Genomic DNA, 20,105 nt, shown 5'->3' on the forward strand with positions numbered 1-20,105 from the left:
CATGAATAAAATAATATCAAATAAACTTATACTGGTTGCCATACTGCCATTATTGTTGCAGTCTTGCTTTACGGCAAAAACATACGAGCGACCAGATATCGAAACAGAAAACTTGTATCGAACCGATAATTTACCGCAAGACAGTGTATCATTTGCGTCGGTTTCTTACCAAGACCTTTTTACAGATGCTCATTTGAAGACTTATATTCAAAGAGGATTACAAAATAACCTTGATATTCGTATTGCACTACAGAGTATTGCAGCTGCCGAGGCATATGTAAAACAAGGAAAAGCTGGTTACTTACCAACAGTTAACACTGCTGCAAGTGCGACTAGAACTGCAAGGAATAGTGAAAATGGACAATTTGGTAGCCTTTTCGCGCAACCTTTTAACCAATTTGAAACTTCGGGTACCGTTTCTTGGGAAGCAGATATCTGGGGAAAAATCAGAAGCTCTAAACGTGCAAGCGATGCTAGTTACTTACAAACTGTAGCTGCACATAAAGCAGTAAAAACGAGTCTAGTTGCCCAAATTGCTACTACCTATTATAGAATTCTATCATTAGACAAGCAGATTTTGGTTACTGAAGAGACGATTGAAAACCGCTCTAAAAGTTTAGAGACTATTACTGCCTTAAAAGAGGCCGGGCAAACAAACCAGGTGGGTGTTGACCAAACTGCAGCGCAATTATATAGCGCTCAGAGCCAATTATTGGATATTAAAAATTTACTGTACCAAGCAGAAAATACACTGAGTATTTTATTAAGCGAACAACCGCAGACCTATTCTCGTAGTACGTTAGACGAACAATCTCTAGCTAATGAAATGCAACTTGGGGTACCAGCGCTTTTATTGCGCAATAGACCAGATATTATGCAGGCAGAGTATAGCTTAGTAAACAGTTTTGAACTTACTAACGTTGCCAGAAGTAATTTCTACCCTTCAATAACTTTATCGGCACAAGGCGGATTTCAAAGTTTAGAGATTGATAATTGGATAGATTCTGGTTCCATTTTCGCGAACTTGGTAGGCGGACTTACACAACCGATTTTTAACGGTAGAAAAATTAGAACGGCTTATGAAGTTGCCCAAGTACAACAAGAGCAGTCTTTACTAAGTTTTAAAAAGGCTCTTTTAACTGCTGGCAAAGAAGTATCTGAAGCTTTATATGACTACAATATTGCAGTTGAAAAAGAAGAATTTATCTCTAAGCAAGTATTAGCATTAAAACGTGCCGAAAATAATTCAGAAGAATTATTGAATAGTGGTTATTTAACTTATTTAGATCTTTTAACAGCTAGAGAGAATTCTTTAAATGCTGAGCTAAGCCTAGTTGACAACAAGTTTTCGCAACTATCGGCAACGGTAGAATTATATCGTTCTCTTGGTGGTGGATGGCAGTAAGCTATTTATTAAAAAAAATGTGTAACACTAGAATTAAAGTTACACTTAAAATTGGATGTAAAGGGTCAGAAATGATGATGTCGCGGAGACCCTTTGCATCTTTTCTTATTTCTAATGGATAGCTACCTCTTATTATCAATTAATCGAAAAACTACCAGCGATTGAAAGGGTATTTACTTAATTGTGAATTATAATATTTTACAATACCAGTAACTTCTTCGCCTAACCAAGCAGGTTTTTCGAAATTTTCATTTTCAGAACTCAATTCTATTTCGGCTACTGTCAATCCTAAATTATCGCCGTAAAACTCATCTACTTCATACGTATGTTGCCCTACTGAAATTTCGTACCTACTTTTATCTAAAATACCTTTTTCACATAATTTCAATAGACTATCTGCCTCATCGACTGAAATTTCTTTTTCCCATTCAAAACGAGAAGTTCCTGATTCATTTGATTTACCTTTTACGGTTATGAAACCTAAATCGCCCTTAATTCTAACTCTAACCGTTCTATTAGGATCAGTATTTAAAAAACCTTGAACAATTCGTGTTTTAGTACTTGCAACTGATTTATAATCATCAGATTTTACCAAAAACTTGCGCTCTATTTCTATCATATGAATGGTTAAAACTACTATTCAAAAACTAAGATAAGTCTTAAATTTGCTTATGCCCAATGAAATGCCTCTTCGAAAAATTATTCATGTTGATATGGATGCGTTTTATGCATCTGTAGAAGAACTGGATAATCCCGATTTAAAGGGGAAACCTTTGGCTGTGGGTGGTAGTGAAAAAAGAGGTGTCGTTTCTGCCGCCAATTACGAAGCTCGTAAATATGGTGTACGTAGTGCCATGAGCGGATTTATGGCTAAGAAAAACTGTCCGCAGCTAACTTTTGTAAAACCAAGGTTCGAGCGGTATAAAGAGATTTCGAAAATTATACGTTCTATATTTTTTGAGTATACCGACCTTGTAGAACCATTATCCCTTGATGAAGCTTATCTAGATGTAACGATCAACAAAAAGGGCAATCCATCGGCTACAATGCTTGCCACTGAAATTCGGCAGCGTATTCTTGAAAAAACAGGCTTAAATGCATCCGCAGGTATATCTATCAATAAGTTTATTGCCAAAATCGCTAGTGATATTAACAAGCCAAACGGACAAAAAACGGTGAACCCAGAAGAGGTTATTCCGTTTTTAGAAGCATTAGATATTAGAAAATTCTACGGTGTGGGTAAAGTAACTGCTGAAAAAATGTACAAGCTGGGCATTTTCACCGGAAATGATTTAAAGAACAAATCAATAGAGTTTCTCGCAGAGAACTTTGGTAAGAGTGGTCCTTATTATTATCATGTGGTACGCGGCATTCATAATAGCGAAGTTAAACCGCACCGCATACCTAAATCTGTAGGTGCAGAAAGAACCTTCAACGAAAACCTAAGTAGCGAGGTTTTTATGCTCGAACGTCTAGAACATATTGCTCAAGAACTAGAAAGAAGATTGACGAAATCTAAGGTGGCAGGTAAAACAATTACGTTAAAAATAAAATACAGCGATTTTACTTTAAATACAAGAAGTAAAACAATGCCTTATTTTATCGCAGACAAAGATCTTATTTTAGAAACCGCTAAAGATCTTTTGTATCAAGAAGAGCTTCAAAACTCTGTTCGACTGCTCGGTATTTCGCTTTCTAACTTAAATACAGACGATAAAACGGCTAAAAAAGTTGATGATAAATCAATTTTAGTACAATTAAAATTCGATTTCTAAATATTCAAGGTTCATTTTCTCTCTTTAAACTAATTATTTAAAATGTTAACAAAAATTAACGGCAATTTCTTGTACAGCATAATTAGCTAGAATAGTTTTGTTCACTTAATGAAAAAAGGTTTTTTAAAATTTCTTCTTTCTATCTGTATATTACTTTCTGGTATATACAGTCCTCTATTTGCTAATAACAATTTAGAGGATACTTCTTTTCAATCCATTCAGCAATTAACCCATTCATTGAACAACAATCTAAAAACTGTTGTTGGGCATGATGCAAATTTAAAGGGTAATTTCAATAGTTTAGAAAAGGTTCTAGAAATTGAAGCTGTTGAGATCGAGGAAGAAGAGAGTGAACATACATTCTTTAAAAAAGCTTCTGAACAACAGCAAGCTGCAATATCTTTTTACCTTTTATCAGTACTTTTCTTATTCAGTTATTTTACAAATAGCAATTCACTACAAAGGCTATTTACTTTTCTACCCACAGCAGATAGGCGCTTTGTCCTATATCAGGTATTTCGTATTTAAAATTTCTTTTGGTCAATATTGTATTTTGACCTGACATCACTTTCTAGGCAACAGCCCCTTTAGATTAATTAATCTACTCGTCCTACAATTTGAATGTCTCCGCATTTTTAAATTTCATTTTACCAATCAATTAAATATTCATTTCTATGACCAAGAGCGTACTCCTGATCGCTACCGCATGCACATTATTTATTGCGGCAAGTTGCAATTCAAAAAAAGAAAAAAAAGAAGAGCACACAAAATTTCTCATTACCAGTCCTATTAAAAAAGACACATCGATCACTAAAGATTATGTGTGTAATATTAATTCATTTAAACATATTGAACTTAGAGCCCTAGAGAAAGGGTATTTGAAGGAAATTCACGTTGACGAAGGTCAACTAGTGAAAAAAGGGCAAAAAATGTTCAATATTATGCCCAACATCTACGAAGCAGACTTGCAGAAAGCGAAAGCAGAAGCAAAGGTTGCTGAAATAGAATTACAAAATACCCAACTTTTAACCGATGGTAATGTCGTTTCTAAAAATGAACTTGCCATGGCGAAAGCTAATTTTGATAAAGCAAATGCCGAAGTATCATTAGCACAAACACATTTAGGCTTTACAAATATTCGTGCTCCTTTTGATGGTATTATGGATCACTTACATGCACGAGAAGGTAGCCTTTTAGATGAAGGTGAATTATTGACAACTTTGTCAGACAACTCAAAAATGTGGGTGTATTTTAATGTTCCTGAAGCTGAGTATTTAGATTATATCATTAGCACAGACAAAGACACCAAAAAAGAAGTGCAGCTATTAATGGCGAACAATAAGCCTTTTAATCAAAAGGGTATTGTTGAAACTATTGAAGGAGAATTTAATAATGAAACCGGTAACATAGCCTTCAGAGCAACCTTCCAAAATCCTGATCAAATTCTTAGACATGGTGAAACTGGCAGTGTTCTCATGACCATCCCTTTTAAAGATGCTCTTATTATTCCTCAAAAAGCAACTTTTGAAATATTGGACAAACGATTTGTTTTTGTTTTGGATCAAGACAATGTGGTTCACCAAACTGAGGTTACTGTTGCTGCAGAACTCCCTCACCTTTTTGTAATTGGTAAAGGTTTAAAACTAAGCGACAAAATACTAGTTGACGGTATTCGTATGGTAAAAAACAATGAAAAGATTGAAACCAAATTTGCTGAGCCAAATGAAGTGATTTCAAAATTAGCCGTGTACGCGGAATAATCAAACAAATACAAAAGACATGTTCAGTAAGTTTATAAAAAGACCGGTATTGGCTATTGTCATATCGGTAATAATCGTTTTTGTGGGATTGCTCTCCATAAAGCAATTGCCCATTTCACAGTTCCCAGATATTTCACCAACAACGGTAAATATCTTTATCGCCTACCCTGGTTCTAGTGCAGACGTTTTGGTAAAATCTACCCTAATTCCTTTAGAGACTGCCATTAATGGTGTTCAAGATATGCGTTACATCGCATCTGATGCTACTAGTGCAGGTGAAGGTACCATACGTATCATTTTTGAACCTGGCACAGATCCAGATCAAGCTGTAGTAAGGGTGAAAACTAGAGTAGATCAAGTGATGCCTTTGTTACCTGAATTGGTACAACGAGAAGGTGTAATTATCACTCCTGTTCAACCGAGTATGCTAATGTATGTAAACCTGTACAGTGACAATTCTGATGATCATGAATTATTTTTATACAACTACGCATACACCAAAATGATTCCAGAAATTCAGCGAATAGATGGTATTGCAAGCGCTCAGATTTTAGGTAGCCGTAAATATGCGATGCGTGTTTGGTTAAAACCAGATCGTATGCGTGCTTATAATGTTTCTGCAGAAGAAATTCTAGAAGCTATGGAAGAGCAAAGTATTTTAGCTCGCCCTGGTAGAATTGGTCAAAGTTCTGGTAAAACATCGCAGTCTTTAGAATACGTGCTCATGTATCAAGATCGATTTGATGAGCCACAACAGTATAAAGATATTATTCTCAAAGCCACTGCAGAAGGTGAAATTTTAAAATTAGGCGATGTAGCAGATGTAGAATTAGGTAGTGAGTTTTTTGATATCTATTCTAACCTAGATGGCAAACCATCTGCCTCCATCGTATTAAAACAAACTTTTGGCAGTAACGCTAGTGATGTCATTGAAGAGGTTAAAACAAAATTAGCTGAACTCAAAAAAGACCTACCTACTGGTTTAGATTATAAAATTAGTTATGATGTTTCTAACTTCTTGAACGCATCTATACAGCAGGTAATACATACTTTGAGAGATGCTTTTATTTTAGTTGCCATTGTTGTATTCCTCTTTTTAGGCGATTGGCGTTCTACTCTTATACCCATTATTGCAGTACCAGTATCTTTAATTGGTGCATTTTTTATCATGCAAATGTTTGGGTTATCTATTAACCTTATTACGTTGTTTGCTCTAGTACTCGCCATTGGTATTGTGGTCGATGATGCCATAGTTGTAGTTGAAGCGGTACATGCTAAAATGGAAGAAACACATTTAGGTCCGTATGAGGCTGTAAAACTTGTGGTAAACGAAATCGGTGGTGCTATTATCGCAATTACCCTTGTAATGGTTTCGGTATTTATACCAATTGCCTTCATGTCAGGACCCGTTGGTGTATTCTATCGCCAATTTTCAATTACTATGGCTGGGTCTATCGTTTTATCTGCGATTGTAGCACTTACATTAACTCCGGTTTTATGTGCCATGATTCTTAAAAACAATCACGGTAAAGCGCGTAAAAAATCTCCTATAGATAAGTTCATAGATTGGTTCAACCGAGGTTTTGAAAAACTAACTGGCAGCTACACTAAGGTTTTGAACAAAATTGTTGCCAGAAGAGTACTAACTTTTGGTATTTTGGGTGTTTTCTGTGTTGGTATTTTCTTTACTAACAAAACATTGCCAGCTGGCTTTATACCTAACGAAGATCAAGGTATGATCTACGCTATTATACAGACTCCGCCAGGATCAACTTTAGAACGCACAAATGACGTTGCTAGAAAACTACAGAAAATTTGTGAAGAAACTGAAGGTGTTGAATCTGTTTCGTCTTTAGCTGGTTACGAAATTATGACCGAAGGTCGTGGGTCTAACGCAGGTACGGTTTTGATCAACCTTAAATCTTGGGGTGATCGTCATCACTCGGTTCATGAAATAATGGAAGAGTTAGAGGAAGAAACAAAAGACCTCGGTGCCGTTATTGAATACTTTGAACCTCCTGCAGTACCTGGTTTTGGTTCTTCTGGCGGATTCTCAATGCGTCTTTTAGATAAAACCGATGGTACCGATTATCACGAGTTTGAAAAAATCAACAATGATTTTATGAATGCGTTATCTAAACGAGATGAACTTACTGGTTTATTTACTTTCTACTCTGCCAACTATCCGCAGTATGAATTGAAAATAAATAATAAAATTGCGATGCAAAAAGGTGTTTCCATCAGTAAAGCAATGGAAAACCTGAACATTTTAATCGGTAGTACATATGAGCAAGGTTTCATTCGTTTTGGTAGATTCTTTAAAGTTTATACCCAAGCTGCTCCAGAATACAGAGCATTACCTTCAGATTTGGAAAAGTTGTTCGTGAAAAACGAAGAGGGCGAAATGGTACCCTATTCTGCTTTCATGTCTATGGAGAAGAAATTGGGACCTAATGAAATTACCAGATACAATCTTTACAATTCTGCTTCTATTAGAGGACTTCCTGCTGAAGGATATACAAGTGGAGATGCAATTGCTGCAATTTATGAAGTAGCAGAGCAAACACTACCTAGGGGTTTTGACGTTGCTTGGGAAGGTTTATCATATGATGAAGCGCAAAGGGGTAATGAATCTATTTACATTTTTCTTGTCGTATTAATATTTGTGTATTTCGTTCTTGCTGCGCAGTACGAAAGCTTTTTACTGCCCTTTGCTATACTTCTATCCTTACCAATAGGTATTCTTGGTTCTTTCTTTATGCTAAAAGCAATGGGATTAGCCAATGATGTGTATGCTCAAATCGGACTAATAATGCTGGTGGGACTTCTTGGTAAAAACGGGGTACTTATTGTCGAATTCGCCGTTCAAAAACGACGACAGGGCAGTACTATTTTAGAAGCCGCTATCGAAGGTGCAAAAGTGAGGTTTAGACCTATTTTAATGACCTCTTTTGCATTTATCGCAGGACTTATTCCGTTAGTTGTTGCACATGGTGCTGGGGCAATTGCGAATAAAACAATTGGTGGTTCTGCCATGGGCGGTATGCTTATGGGAACACTTATCGGTGTTCTTATTATACCAGGGCTATACTACATTTTTGCAACAATTGCAGACGGTCGCGGACTCATAAAAGGCGAATCTGATGAACCTATTTCAGAAGAATTTGTAAGAATTAGCGAGGGTGAAAGTAAAACACGTCAAAAGCTTCGCGAATTAAAGCAAATGATTAAAAAACTAACCAAAAAAGAAGAAAATGATCAAAAATAAAAAAACCATAAAGCATGGAAAACTACTTTTGGTGGTTCTTATGAACGTAGGTTTATTCTATTCATGCGTGCCTACAAAAGACTTGAAAGAGGCGAATACAAATATGCCATCGAAATATGTTGATCAAACAACAGATTCTACAAATAGTGCTCAATTAAAATGGTCAGATTTCTTTAAAGATGAAAACCTGACAAAATTGATTGATACGGCATTGACTAATAACCAAGAACTACGCATTATGATGCAGCAGATTGATGTTGCCCAAAATGAGGTTAAAGCTAGAAAGGGAGAATACCTCCCTTTCATAAGCTATGGTGCTGGTGCTGAAGTTGAAAAAGTAGGTGAATATACCCGTAACGGTGCAGTAGAAAAAAATCTGGACATTAAGGATGGCGAAGAGTTTCCTGAGCCACTAACAGATTACTCTGCCGGACTTTTTGCTACTTGGGAGTTAGATGTTTGGAAAAAACTGCGCAACTCTAAAAAAGCAGCTGCTTTAGAATACCTATCTACAATTGAAGGCAAAAACTTTATGGTGACTAGATTAATTGCCGAAATTGCAGATTCTTATTATGAGCTTGTTGCTTTAGATAATCAATTAGCATTTATAGAGCAAAATCTTGAACTGCAGAGTAACGCACTAAAAATGGTTCGCTTACAAAAAGAGGCTGCAAGAGCTACAGAACTTGCGGTAAAGAGATTTGAGGCAGAGGTTTTAAAAAATCAAAGTCACAAATTTGAAGTACAACAAGAAATTGTTGAAATGGAAAACAAACTAAATTTCTTAATCGGGCGTCAACCTCAATCAATTACTCGTAATTCTGAAGGATTTATCGAAACCGAGATGGATACTATCTATGCGGGATTACCGTCTCAACTTCTTTTAAACAGACCAGATATTAGACAGGCGGAATTTGAATTGGAAGCTGCGAAACTTAATATTAAAGTAGCAAGAGCTAACTTTTACCCCTCTATCGGATTGAAGGCAGGATTAGGACTACAGGCATTTAAACCTAAGTACTTAACCGAGACTCCAGCATCTTTAATATATAGTGCGGTTGGTGATATTGCTGGTCCCCTAATTAATAGAAATGCAATTAAAGCCGATTATAACACCGCAAATTCTAAACAAATACAAGCAGTGTTTGAATATGAAAAAGCCATTTTAAGTGGATACATCGAAGTGGTAAATCAATTGTCTAAAATGGAGAACCTGAAACAGAGTTATGCGTTGAAAGAAAACCAAGTAAAGGCATTGACAGAATCTATCGATTTATCTACTCGTTTATTTCAATCTGCAAGAATTGAATATATCGAAGTATTGCTAACACAACGTGAAGCGCTCGAATCTAAAATGGAATTGGTTGAAACCAAAAAAGACCAACTAATGGCAAGAGTAAATGTATATCAAGCCTTAGGTGGTGGTTGGAATTAATTTTTAGCATATAACTCACTTGTTTTAAACCCTAATAGAATTAATTTCTATTAGGGTTTTTCTTTATATTCAGGTATTTACGAGAAAATTATCATTATTTGTGTTCAACTTTTTAATGCCTTTTTTAAAGTTTAATGAAAGAAGACTTAAACATTTATAGGAATCATCTCTTAAAATTATAAGTGTCATCGGTAATTTTTATAGTTTTATAGCAAATTGCTATGAAAAAGAAATTTTAATTATCTCTAAACTACACAGAATGATAGATTTAAAAAATTACGATAATGCCGTAATTAAGTTTAGAAAAAGCTTAAACTTTACCATGTTGCCCGTTCTTTCTTGGGACTTTTACGCTTCTAATTATGAAGATATAAAACGTACTGAAGAAGATTCAGCGATACTATTAAACTTAGTTTCTACAAATTCATGGAATATTGATACCAATATTCTAGATGAAAGATTAAAGGCTAACAAGAATGTTGTTGTGGTAACTGACGCAAAACTAAACATTGTTTTTGCTACTAAGAACATGTGGAATATGAGTCAATACCATCCTGAAGAAGTTATAGGTAAAAGTCCAAAAATGTTTCAGGGAAATTTGACATCCAAATCGACTTTAAAAATAGTCTCTGATGCGGTTAATCAGAAAAAACCATTTGAGGTTACTGTAATAAACTACCGAAAAGATGGTTCAACTTATAATTGTTGGATTCAAGGGGAACCTATATTCGATAAAAATGGAGCTTTTGTTAACTTTATCGCATATGAAAAAGAAGTCGCTTAAGTATTTCACTTTAAAGCATAAAAAAGGGTCGCTAATTAGCGACCCTTTTTTATTTATAATAGGTAAGCTGACTAAATATCACCAGACTCAATTTCACTAACTCTTAATGTATTTACCATTCCCTTATCTTTAATAGGCATAGCTGCAAGACTAATAATCATATCACCAACTTGTAAATATCCTTTATTGAAAGCGATACGGTTAACATCATCGACAGTATCATCGGTAGATACAAACTTATCATAATAAAAAGCTTTTACGCCCCAAAGTAAATTTAATTGCGTAAGTATTCTTTTGTTCGATGTAAACACAAGAATGTGCGCACTTGGTCTCCATGCAGAGATTTGAAATGCAGTATACCCACTATTAGTTAAAGTAGAAATTGCCTTCGCTTTAATATCGGTCGCCATTGAAGCGGCATGGTAACAAATAGATTTTGTAATAAACCTCTTGGTACGAATATGTGGTGGATCATGTGGTACATGTATTAGATCCGAACCTTCTACACTTTGTAAAATACTTGTCATTTTTTCAATAACCTGTACTGGGTAATTACCAACAGAAGTTTCTCCAGATAACATTACGGCATCAGCACCATCCATAACAGAGTTTGCCACATCATTTACTTCTGCTCTTGTTGGTGTAAGGCTAGTAATCATGGTCTCCATCATTTGGGTAGCAATAATTACCGGTATTCTGGCTTTCTTAGCTTTTAAAACTAATTGCTTTTGAATTAATGGTACTTCATGAGCAGGAACTTCAACACCTAAATCTCCACGAGCAACCATTAAACCATCACAGTAAGCAACAATTTTATCGATATTCTCTACAGCCTCTGGCTTTTCGATTTTGGCAATGATCGGAATTTTGTGATCAGAGTGTTTACTGATGATGTTCTGTAGATCAATTAGGTCTTGGCTAAAACGTACAAAAGAAAGTGCAATCCAATCTACCTCTAACGAGATAGCGAATTCAGCATCCTTTATATCCTTTTTAGTAAGTGCAGGTAAAGAAATATTTGTGTTCGGTAGGTTTACACCTTTTTTAGATTTTAAAGGTCCGCCTTGTATAACCTTGGCTAAAACCTCATCAACACCATTAGTCGTTACTACTTCGAACATTAATTTACCATCATCTAAAAGAATACGCTCCCCAGGTTTTACATCTCTAGGAAATTCTTTATAATTCATGTAAACACGTTTTGCAGTACCTTCAAATGGTTCGCCAGTTACGAATGTAATTTCGTCACCCGGACTTACTACGACATCACCTGCCATTACGCCTACACGTAATTTTGGTCCTTGTAAATCTGCTAGTATGGATGTGTTTGTCTCCATTTCAGCATTTAATTCACGTATCATGTCTACACGCTCTTTAACATCGGCATAATCAGCGTGAGAGAAGTTAATTCTGAATACATCTACTCCTGCATCAATCATGCTCCTGAGTACCTCTTTCTTGCTAGTTGCAGGCCCTAAGGTGGCTACAATTTTCGTCTTTTTTACAGTTGGCATATTTAAAAAATTAGATTGTTCTTTGATTTTAGTTTGTCAGTACTTATTTCATAAGCCGCCATCATTCTTGGCAACATTAATATGTTCTTTATTAAGGAATTTGTATCAAAATCCTTTTCAGTTTCTATTTTTAATAGATAGTCAACATCTTTATACTCTGGCAATAACCTGTGTCGTTTATATGTTGTTTCGTTCTTAAATAAATCATCGTGCATCACGAGTTCTTTTTCACTGCTATGATTGGCTATTAATACCCAATACATATCATTAAACTCATCATCCCATTCAAATATTGGAAACGATTTATTTTCAGCAAGATTAAAATTCTTTTTCGCTCTTACAAATTTTGCCTTTATGCTTTGGTTTAACCCGTAGGCCAAAGAAAAATCTTCTAAGGTAGTGTGTAAAGCTATAAGGCTAAAAGATTCATCGTAAAAATCATCATTTATTTTGTAAGTAGTAGCCATACTTCAATAAAAGGGTAAATATAAAACTTCTAAGCCTTAATGCCTAGTTACATAAATTGATAAAAACACCTTAAAAGTTATTAAAATGTTAGCATTTTATCATTTTTACAAATGATTAATTGCCCATTTTGTCCTGCAGGGCGAAAAATGCTCTTTTAGAAGCCCTTTCTTCTGCTTTTTTCTTTGATGTTGCCCTAGCTTTTGCAACCACATTACCGCCAATGGAAAGTTTTACGGCAAAATGTTTTAATGGATCGTTGCCAGTATCTTCGTATACATCAAAATCAAAAGACTTCTTTTTCTTTTGACACCATTCAATCACCAAACTTTTATAACTTATAACCCTACCTTCTAATTGTTCAATGTCAACATAGGGCTCAACTACTCTTTTGTGAATGAATTTCTCGCAATAATTATAACCACGATCCAGATAAATAGCCCCAACCAATGCTTCGAAAACGTTACCATGTATGTTTTGGCCAAAGTGAGATTTAGGTATTCTACTTTCTACATAATTTATTAAACCTAAATCTTTACCCAGCTCGTTTAAATGTTCTCTACTAACAATTTTAGATCGCATTTTCGTCAAATACCCTTCGTCACCTTCTGGCACTTCGCTGTATAAATGTTTAGAAATTATGGTGCCCAACATAGAATCGCCTAAGAATTCTAGCCGTTCGTAATTCATGGCATTACCTTTATCATCCTTTTTATTCATTGACCTATGAAGAAAGGCTTTTTTATAATACGATAATGTTTTAGGCTTGAAACCTAAAATTTTGGTTATTCCCAAAAAAAAATCCCCATCCTCTTTTGGATGGGAATTAAATAAGTTTGAGGGAAATGACATAAAAACTAATTAATCGATTTTTTTAAAAACCACACATGCATTGTGCCCACCAAAACCAAATGTATTGCTCATCGCAACTTTTACATCTCGTTTTTGAGCTTTATTCAATGTAAGGTTTAAACTAGGATCTATATTTTCATCTACCGTGGTATGGTTTATAGTTGGTGGTACCATACCATGTTCCATTGCCAAAATCGATGCAATCGCTTCAATAGCGCCCGCTGCACCTAACAAGTGACCGGTCATTGATTTTGTAGAATTAATATTTATATTTTTGGCGTGCTCACCAAATACTTTGGTAATGGCCTTAAGTTCTGCAACATCACCTAATGGTGTAGATGTTCCATGTGTGTTAATGGCATCAACATCTTCTATAGATAGACCTGCATCTCTTAAACAGTTTTCCATAACGCGAACAACGCCGATCCCATCTGGGTGTGGTGCCGTCATATGATAAGCATCACTTGACATACCACCACCTGCTACTTCTGCATATATTTTTGCTCCTCTTGCTATTGCATGTTCATATTCTTCAAGAACTAATGCTCCTGCTCCTTCACCTAATACGAAACCATCTCTGGTTGCATCAAAAGGTCTTGAAGCTGTTTCTGGACTCTCATTTCTTGTAGACAATGCATGCATTGCCCCGAAACCACCCATACCTGCAATCGTTACGGCCGCTTCGCTACCACCTGTAACAATGACATCGCAATGACCCAAACGTATATAGTTTAAGGCATCTATCATCGCATTTGCCGAGGAGGCACATGCTGAAACAGTTGTGTAGTTAGGCCCCATAAAACCATGTTTTATAGATATATTTCCTGGTGCTATATCAGCAATCATCTTTGGTATAAAGAATGGATTGAATCTTGGTGTACCATCACCATTGGCAAAATTCATGACCTCGTTCTGGAAAGTTTCCAATCCTCCGATGCCTGCACCCCAAATAACTCCAACACGAAATTTATCGACTTTGTCTAAATCTAATTTAGAATCAAGAATAGCTTCATCTGAAGATACAAGTGCGTATTGTGCAAATCTATCTAGCTTACGGCCTTCTTTTCTATCAAAATGATCTTCGATGTTGTAATTCTTCAGCTCGCATGCGAACTTTACTTTGAATTTTTCTGTATCGTAATAAGTAATTGGCGCTGCTCCACTTTTACCGTTGACCAAGGCATTCCAATACTCTTCAATATTATTACCTATTGGGGTAAGTGCCCCCAAACCTGTAACTACAACTCGCTTTAACTGCATTTAACTTCTTATTTGTTTAAATCTAAACCAAGCGTAAATTAAAAAAAATTATCCATGCGGAGCATTTACCACATGGATAATTTGAATTCTATTCAAGAAAACATGTTTTACTTCGCTTCTTCTATATAGCTGATGGCTTGACCAACAGTCGCGATATTCTCAGCTTGATCGTCTGGAATTTGGATATCAAATTCTTTTTCGAATTCCATTATCAACTCTACCGTGTCTAATGAATCTGCGCCTAAATCGTTAGTAAAGCTAGCTTCGGTTACCACTTCGTTTTCATCAACTCCTAATTTATCAACGATGATAGCTTTAACTCTTGATGCAATGTCTGACATAATAATATTTGTTTTAAAAATTTAAATTGAAGGCAAAAATAAAAAACTTTGGTTTAATTACACTAATTGTCGTTAAAATGTATGGTAATTTAATCAAATTAAAGACATGTGCTGTAATTTTACCAAAATTAATATTTTGTTTCGGTAACGTTGAAAAAAGATATTTAAAAGAAGTGAGGTATTAGAACTATAAATGATAATCGTTTTTTTCTAAATTCTGACAAGCTTTTTAGTCGCTTTTTATACCGAATTTAATTTCATTGTTCGCTCTCTTAAAAAGACCACTTCTATTGAAAACCAAAAAAATTATTCTTTTTGCCTCCGGTTCTGGATCTAATGTTGAAAACATTGCCAATTATTTTAAACTCCGCAATGATGTTACTATATGCTGTGTATTAACTAACAAAAGCGATGCCAAAGTCATCGAACGATGTAACAGACTTGAAATTAATGCGCTATTTTTTAATCGTCAAGCTTTCTCTAAAAGCGACTTTATTCTCAATATGTTACAGTCCCTAGAGCCAGACCTTATAGTCTTAGCCGGGTTTTTATGGAAAATACCAGAAGCAATCACCAATGCTTTCCCCAATAAAATAATCAACATTCACCCCGCCCTTCTACCTAAATATGGCGGCAAAGGTATGTATGGCATGAACGTTCATAATGCAGTTAAGGAACAACAAGAAACCGAAACTGGCATTACCATACATTATGTAAACGCCCAATACGATGAAGGCGCAATCATTAAACAAGCAAAAGCACCTATCGCCATCAACGATACAGCAGAAGATATTGCGTCCAAAGTTCATCAATTAGAATATGAATATTTTCCTATAGTTATTGACGAAATTTTATCTAAACAGTAATGGCTAAAAAAGGAAAATTCTATGTTGTATGGAAAGGGAAAAAGCCAGGTATCTTTGATTCATGGGCAGCATGCAAAAAATCTATTGCAAACTATGCGGGTGCAGAATACAAATCTTTTGAATCTTTTGACGTCGCCAAAAAAGCTTATAATGGTAATTATGCCGATTTTAAAGGAAAGAAAAAAACAGCACCTTCATTATCTAAAGAAGAGTTGGGACGAATAGGGCTACCTAATTATCATTCCATTTCTGTTGATGCTGCTTCTAGCGGAAATCCAGGAGTGATGGAATACCAAGGTGTCGATACTAAAACGGGTAAAAAATTATTTCGCCAAGGCCCTTTTCCGCAAGGCACAAATAATATTGGGGAGTTTTTAGCGCTGGTTCATGGACTAGCATTTTTGAAGGATCGAAATAGCGACCGTATTATCTACACAGATTCTAGAACCGCCATGAGTTGGGTACGCAAAAAGAAATGCAACACCAAACTAACAGCATCTACAAAAAACAAAAATCTTTTTGAGCTTATCGATAGAGCCGAAGACTGGTTAAAGAAGAACAAATACAGTACTGTTATCGTAAAATGGGAAACAAAGGTTTGGGGAGAGATACCCGCTGATTTTGGAAGGAAATAATTAGCATTATATATGAACAATTCGCCTTTGATAACTATTAAAATTTGTATTTGATAAACCATTTTAATTAGCCCTTCAAAATCGTATATTTGCAGCTTAAATTTTTACAATTTTATGGGCAAGCTTTTAATAGTCGGTACTGTCGCTTTTGACGCCATTGAAACTCCTTTCGGTAAAACAGATAAAATTTTAGGCGGCGCAGCTACCTATATTGGCTTAGCAGCATCTCAATTCGATGTAGATTCAGCAATTATATCTATAGTTGGTGATGATTTACCACAAGAATACCTAGACCTTTTAACTGACAGAGGTATTGACATTTCTGCCTTAGAAATTGTAAAAGGTGGTAAAACTTTCTTCTGGAGCGGTAAATACCATAACGATTTAAATTCCAGGGATACCTTGGCTACTGAATTAAACACTTTAGAAGACTTCAACCCTGTAGTTCCTGAAGATTACAGTGATGCAGATGTTGTAATGCTAGGCAATCTTCACCCAATGGTACAACTGAGTGTAATTAATCAGATGAAAAAACGACCAAAGTTAATCATATTGGACACCATGAATTTTTGGATGGACAATGCTCTGAAAGATTTAATGGAAGTAATTAACCATATAGATGTTTTAACTATCAACGACGAAGAAGCTAGACAATTAACTGGCGAATACTCTTTGGTTAAAGCAGCGCAAAAGATTTTTACCATGGGGCCTAAATACGTAGTCATAAAAAAAGGAGAACATGGTGCTTTGTTATTTAACGAAGACCAAATATTCTTTGCTCCGGCGTTACCTTTAGAAGAGGTATTTGATCCAACTGGTGCTGGCGATACTTTTGCTGGTGGTTTTTCAGGCTACCTAGCAGCTAGCGATGATAGTTCTTTTGAAAATATGAAAAAGGCTATTATTCACGGATCTAATTTGGCATCTTTTAGTGTTGAGAAATTCGGAGCTGAAAGAATGATTCATTTAGAACGCAAAGAAATTAGAGAGAGACTGCATCAGTTTAAAAAGCTGACTCAGTTTGACATAGAATTACAATAATCCCCTAGCCCCAAATATTTGGGGTTTTTTTAATACCAAAAACAATGAGTGACGCAATTAAGCATGAGTGTGGTATTTCTGTAATACGGTTGTTAAAACCTTTAGAGTATTACAAGGAAAAGTATGGAACAGCATTTTATGGTGTAAATAAAATGTACCTAATGATGGAAAAACAGCACAACCGTGGTCAAGATGGTGCAGGTTTTGCCAGTATTAAATTAGATGTAAAAGCAGGGGAACGCTACATGAGTCGTGTGCGCTCATGCCAACAACAACCTATACAAGACATATTTGCCCAAATAAACGATCGCATAAATTCTGAGCTTAAAGAGCATCCGGAATATGAAGATGATGTGGCCTTGCAAAAAAAGCACATACCTTATATAGGTGAATTACTTTTGGGGCATGTACGTTACGGTACTTTTGGAAAAAATAGCATTGAAAGTGTACACCCATTTTTAAGACAGAACAACTGGATGCACCGTAACCTTATTGTTGCCGGTAACTTCAACATGACCAACGTTCATGAATTGTTCGATAATTTAATTCAGATAGGGCAACATCCAAAGGAAATGGCAGATACCGTAACCGTGATGGAGAAAATTGGTCACTTTCTTGATGATGCGGTCGCCAAACTATACAAGCAAATTAAAAAAGAAGGGTATACCAAACAAGAAGCATCACCACTTATTGCCGAACGTTTAAAAGTGTATAAAATTCTTAGAAGGGCCGCCAAAAATTTTGATGGTGGTTATGCTATGGCCGGCTTATTAGGTCATGGTGATGCATTTGTATTAAGGGATCCAAGCGGTATTAGACCTGCATACTATTACAGAGATGATGAAGTTGTTGTGGTAGCATCAGAAAGACCTGCTATACAGACTGTATTCAACGTACCTTATGAAGAGGTAAAAGAATTGGATCCAGGTGCAGCGATCATTATTAAAAAGAACGGCACTAGTGACATTAAACAAATACTAGAACCTAAAGAGCGTAAAGCATGTTCTTTTGAACGTATCTATTTCTCTAGAGGTAGCGATAAAGAGATCTACCAAGAGCGTAAAGCTTTAGGTAAATTGGTTTTCCCACAAATATTAGAAGCTATTGATGAAGATATCAAGAATACGGTATTCTCTTACATACCTAATACAGCAGAAACTTCTTTCTACGGTATGGTTAAGGAAGCTCAAAATTACTTGAACAAGAAAAAGGAAGAGCAAATACTGGCTTTAGGCACCGGTATTACAGGTGAACAATTACATGAGATACTAGATGTACGTCCAAGAATAGAGAAAGTTGCCATCAAAGATGCTAAGTTAAGAACCTTTATTACTCAAGATAGTAGTAGAGATGATTTGGTAGCACATGTTTATGACATTTCTTATGGTTCTGTAAAAGAAGGTGATAACCTTGTTATAATAGATGATAGTATTGTTCGCGGTACCACACTTAAAAAGAGCATTCTTAGAATACTTGACAGATTATCACCTAAGAAGATAATAGTAGTATCATCGGCTCCGCAAATTAGATATCCTGATTGTTATGGTATCGATATGGCGAAATTGGAAGATTTTATTGCTTTTAAAGCAGCTTTGGCATTACATGTAGACAATAACTCTATGCATATCGTAGATGAAATCTATAAAAAATGTTTAACTCAGGTAAAATCACGCGATAAAGATGTGATTAATTATGTCAAAGAATTTTATGCTCCTTTTACCGCAAAAGAGATTTCAAAGAAAACCGGAGAGCTTTTAAGTCCTGATGGAATTAAAGCCGAAGTTTCTATTATTTACCAGACTATTGAGAGCTTACACGAAGCTTGTCCTAAAAACCTAGGCGATTGGTACTTTACAGGTAACTACCCAACCCCGGGCGGAAACAGAGTAGTAAATAGAGCATTTATAAACTTTTACGAAGGGAATAACGAACGCGCTTATTAAATAATATTTCGATGAAATACATACTATTTGTGTATTTCATCGACGATAATGGTCTTTTATCGATTGAATAGTCGAATTGAATTAAGCAGCTTTACTTTTAAAGCTACCATAGCATAAGTAGGTTAAGTTCATGGTAAGATTTGGGGCAAAAAAGGTGGAGACTTCTCCACCTTTTTTATTTGCCATTTTTTTCTATCCACAAAGTTGTAATCCATTTCTTCACAAAGCTCTCTTTAACGTTATTACAAGACGTTTAGCCAATACCTTTTATATATATAAACAAGCCTATTACATTTACAGAACCATAGCATAAGTAGGTTAAGTTCATGGTAAGATTTGGGGAAAAGGACGGAGCAATGCTCCGTCTTTTTAATTTACGGCCATTTCTAACTTCATCACCAGGCAAAATCTTCTTAAAATTTCAATTCTAGCATTACAACTTAAGTTTGTGACGTACAACGAATAGCTTTTTATACCACCCTTTATGCATATACATTTGCAGAACCATAGCATAAGTAGGTTAAGTTCATGGTAAGATTTGGGGAAAAGACGGAGCAATGCTTCGTCTTTTTATTTTTGATCCATTTTATAACTTCACAAAAAACGAATATTTCTCCTCAATTTTTCATTTCGGTAGTACAACCTAAGTTTGTGACGTACAACGAATAGCTTTTTGCAATACCCTCTAAGCCTATATATTTACAGAACCATAGCATAAGTAGGTTAAGTTCATGGTAAGATTTGGGGAAAAGACGGAGCAA

The 20,105-nt window shown here is 35.5% G+C and carries 17 protein-coding genes; 11 read left to right on the forward strand and 6 right to left on the reverse strand.

Features of this window, described 5'->3' with window-relative positions; all coding sequences use genetic code 11:
- The first annotated feature begins 1 nt into the window (after nt 1).
- On the forward strand, nt 2-1,405 hold the full coding sequence (locus CLV90_RS00785; protein WP_133685623.1) for a TolC family protein: 1,404 nt from the start codon (nt 2-4) through the stop codon (nt 1,403-1,405).
- Nucleotides 1,406-1,556: 151 nt separating this feature from the next.
- On the opposite strand, the gene CLV90_RS00790 is transcribed toward CLV90_RS00785, so the two are convergent.
- Entirely contained in the window at nt 1,557-2,024 is a 468-nt protein-coding gene (locus CLV90_RS00790; RefSeq protein ID WP_133685624.1) for a CYTH domain-containing protein, read from the reverse strand.
- A 52-nt stretch (nt 2,025-2,076) separates the two neighbouring features.
- On the opposite strand from CLV90_RS00790, the gene dinB reads away from it, so the two are divergent.
- From dinB to CLV90_RS00820, 6 genes are all read left to right on the forward strand, one after another.
- Nucleotides 2,077-3,180 (forward strand): DNA polymerase IV, encoded by a 1,104-nt coding sequence (gene dinB, locus CLV90_RS00795; RefSeq protein ID WP_133685625.1) that lies wholly within the window; start codon nt 2,077-2,079, stop codon nt 3,178-3,180.
- Nucleotides 3,181-3,288: 108 nt separating this feature from the next.
- A complete protein-coding gene (locus tag CLV90_RS00800; protein WP_133685626.1) occupies nt 3,289-3,708 on the forward strand; it encodes a hypothetical protein in 420 nt (139 codons plus the stop codon).
- Nucleotides 3,709-3,854: 146 nt separating this feature from the next.
- On the forward strand, nt 3,855-4,940 hold the full coding sequence (locus CLV90_RS00805) for an efflux RND transporter periplasmic adaptor subunit (protein ID WP_133685627.1): 1,086 nt from the start codon (nt 3,855-3,857) through the stop codon (nt 4,938-4,940).
- Nucleotides 4,941-4,959: 19 nt separating this feature from the next.
- Nucleotides 4,960-8,208 (forward strand): efflux RND transporter permease subunit, encoded by a 3,249-nt coding sequence (locus tag CLV90_RS00810; protein WP_133685628.1) that lies wholly within the window; start codon nt 4,960-4,962, stop codon nt 8,206-8,208.
- Nucleotides 8,195-9,643: a TolC family protein gene (locus CLV90_RS00815; RefSeq protein ID WP_133685629.1), complete on the forward strand. Its 1,449-nt coding sequence runs from the start codon at nt 8,195-8,197 to the stop codon at nt 9,641-9,643. Before CLV90_RS00810 ends, CLV90_RS00815 begins: the two co-directional genes overlap by 14 nt.
- A gap of 259 nt (nt 9,644-9,902) precedes the next feature.
- Complete coding sequence (locus CLV90_RS00820; RefSeq protein WP_133685630.1) at nt 9,903-10,427, forward strand: PAS domain-containing protein; 525 nt, start codon at nt 9,903-9,905, stop codon at nt 10,425-10,427.
- A gap of 71 nt (nt 10,428-10,498) precedes the next feature.
- Here the strand turns inward: CLV90_RS00820 and pyk are convergent, their stop codons facing one another.
- From pyk to CLV90_RS00845, 5 genes are all read right to left on the reverse strand, one after another.
- Entirely contained in the window at nt 10,499-11,941 is a 1,443-nt protein-coding gene (gene pyk / locus CLV90_RS00825) for a pyruvate kinase (protein ID WP_133685631.1), read from the reverse strand.
- A gap of 2 nt (nt 11,942-11,943) precedes the next feature.
- Complete coding sequence (locus CLV90_RS00830) at nt 11,944-12,408, reverse strand: IPExxxVDY family protein (RefSeq protein ID WP_133685632.1); 465 nt, start codon at nt 12,406-12,408, stop codon at nt 11,944-11,946.
- 115 nt (nt 12,409-12,523) lie between these two features.
- A complete protein-coding gene (gene rnc, locus CLV90_RS00835; protein ID WP_133685633.1) occupies nt 12,524-13,258 on the reverse strand; it encodes a ribonuclease III in 735 nt (244 codons plus the stop codon).
- Nucleotides 13,259-13,267: 9 nt separating this feature from the next.
- Nucleotides 13,268-14,518 carry a beta-ketoacyl-ACP synthase II gene (gene fabF / locus CLV90_RS00840; RefSeq protein WP_133685634.1) on the reverse strand — a complete coding sequence of 417 codons (1,251 nt, stop codon included), beginning with the start codon at nt 14,516-14,518 and terminating at the stop codon, nt 13,268-13,270.
- A gap of 107 nt (nt 14,519-14,625) precedes the next feature.
- The gene (locus tag CLV90_RS00845) at nt 14,626-14,859 is read right to left on the reverse strand and encodes an acyl carrier protein (protein ID WP_008269813.1); all 234 of its coding nucleotides are present in this window, start codon (nt 14,857-14,859) and stop codon (nt 14,626-14,628) included.
- Nucleotides 14,860-15,149: 290 nt separating this feature from the next.
- Between CLV90_RS00845 and purN the strand changes: the two genes are divergently transcribed.
- The 4 genes from purN (at nt 15,150) to CLV90_RS00865 (ending at nt 19,344) form a co-directional block, all read left to right on the forward strand.
- A complete protein-coding gene (gene purN, locus CLV90_RS00850; protein ID WP_133685635.1) occupies nt 15,150-15,725 on the forward strand; it encodes a phosphoribosylglycinamide formyltransferase in 576 nt (191 codons plus the stop codon).
- Nucleotides 15,725-16,360 (forward strand): ribonuclease H1 domain-containing protein, encoded by a 636-nt coding sequence (locus CLV90_RS00855; RefSeq protein WP_133685636.1) that lies wholly within the window; start codon nt 15,725-15,727, stop codon nt 16,358-16,360. The genes purN and CLV90_RS00855 overlap by 1 nt, the downstream gene beginning before the upstream one ends.
- A gap of 114 nt (nt 16,361-16,474) precedes the next feature.
- The gene (locus tag CLV90_RS00860) at nt 16,475-17,401 is read left to right on the forward strand and encodes a PfkB family carbohydrate kinase (RefSeq protein WP_133685637.1); all 927 of its coding nucleotides are present in this window, start codon (nt 16,475-16,477) and stop codon (nt 17,399-17,401) included.
- 44 nt (nt 17,402-17,445) lie between these two features.
- A complete protein-coding gene (locus tag CLV90_RS00865) occupies nt 17,446-19,344 on the forward strand; it encodes an amidophosphoribosyltransferase (protein ID WP_133685638.1) in 1,899 nt (632 codons plus the stop codon).
- Nucleotides 19,345-20,105: the final 761 nt, after the last annotated feature.

The sequence above is a fragment of the Maribacter spongiicola genome, from assembly GCF_004364165.1.
Lineage (GTDB): Bacteria > Bacteroidota > Bacteroidia > Flavobacteriales > Flavobacteriaceae > Maribacter > Maribacter spongiicola.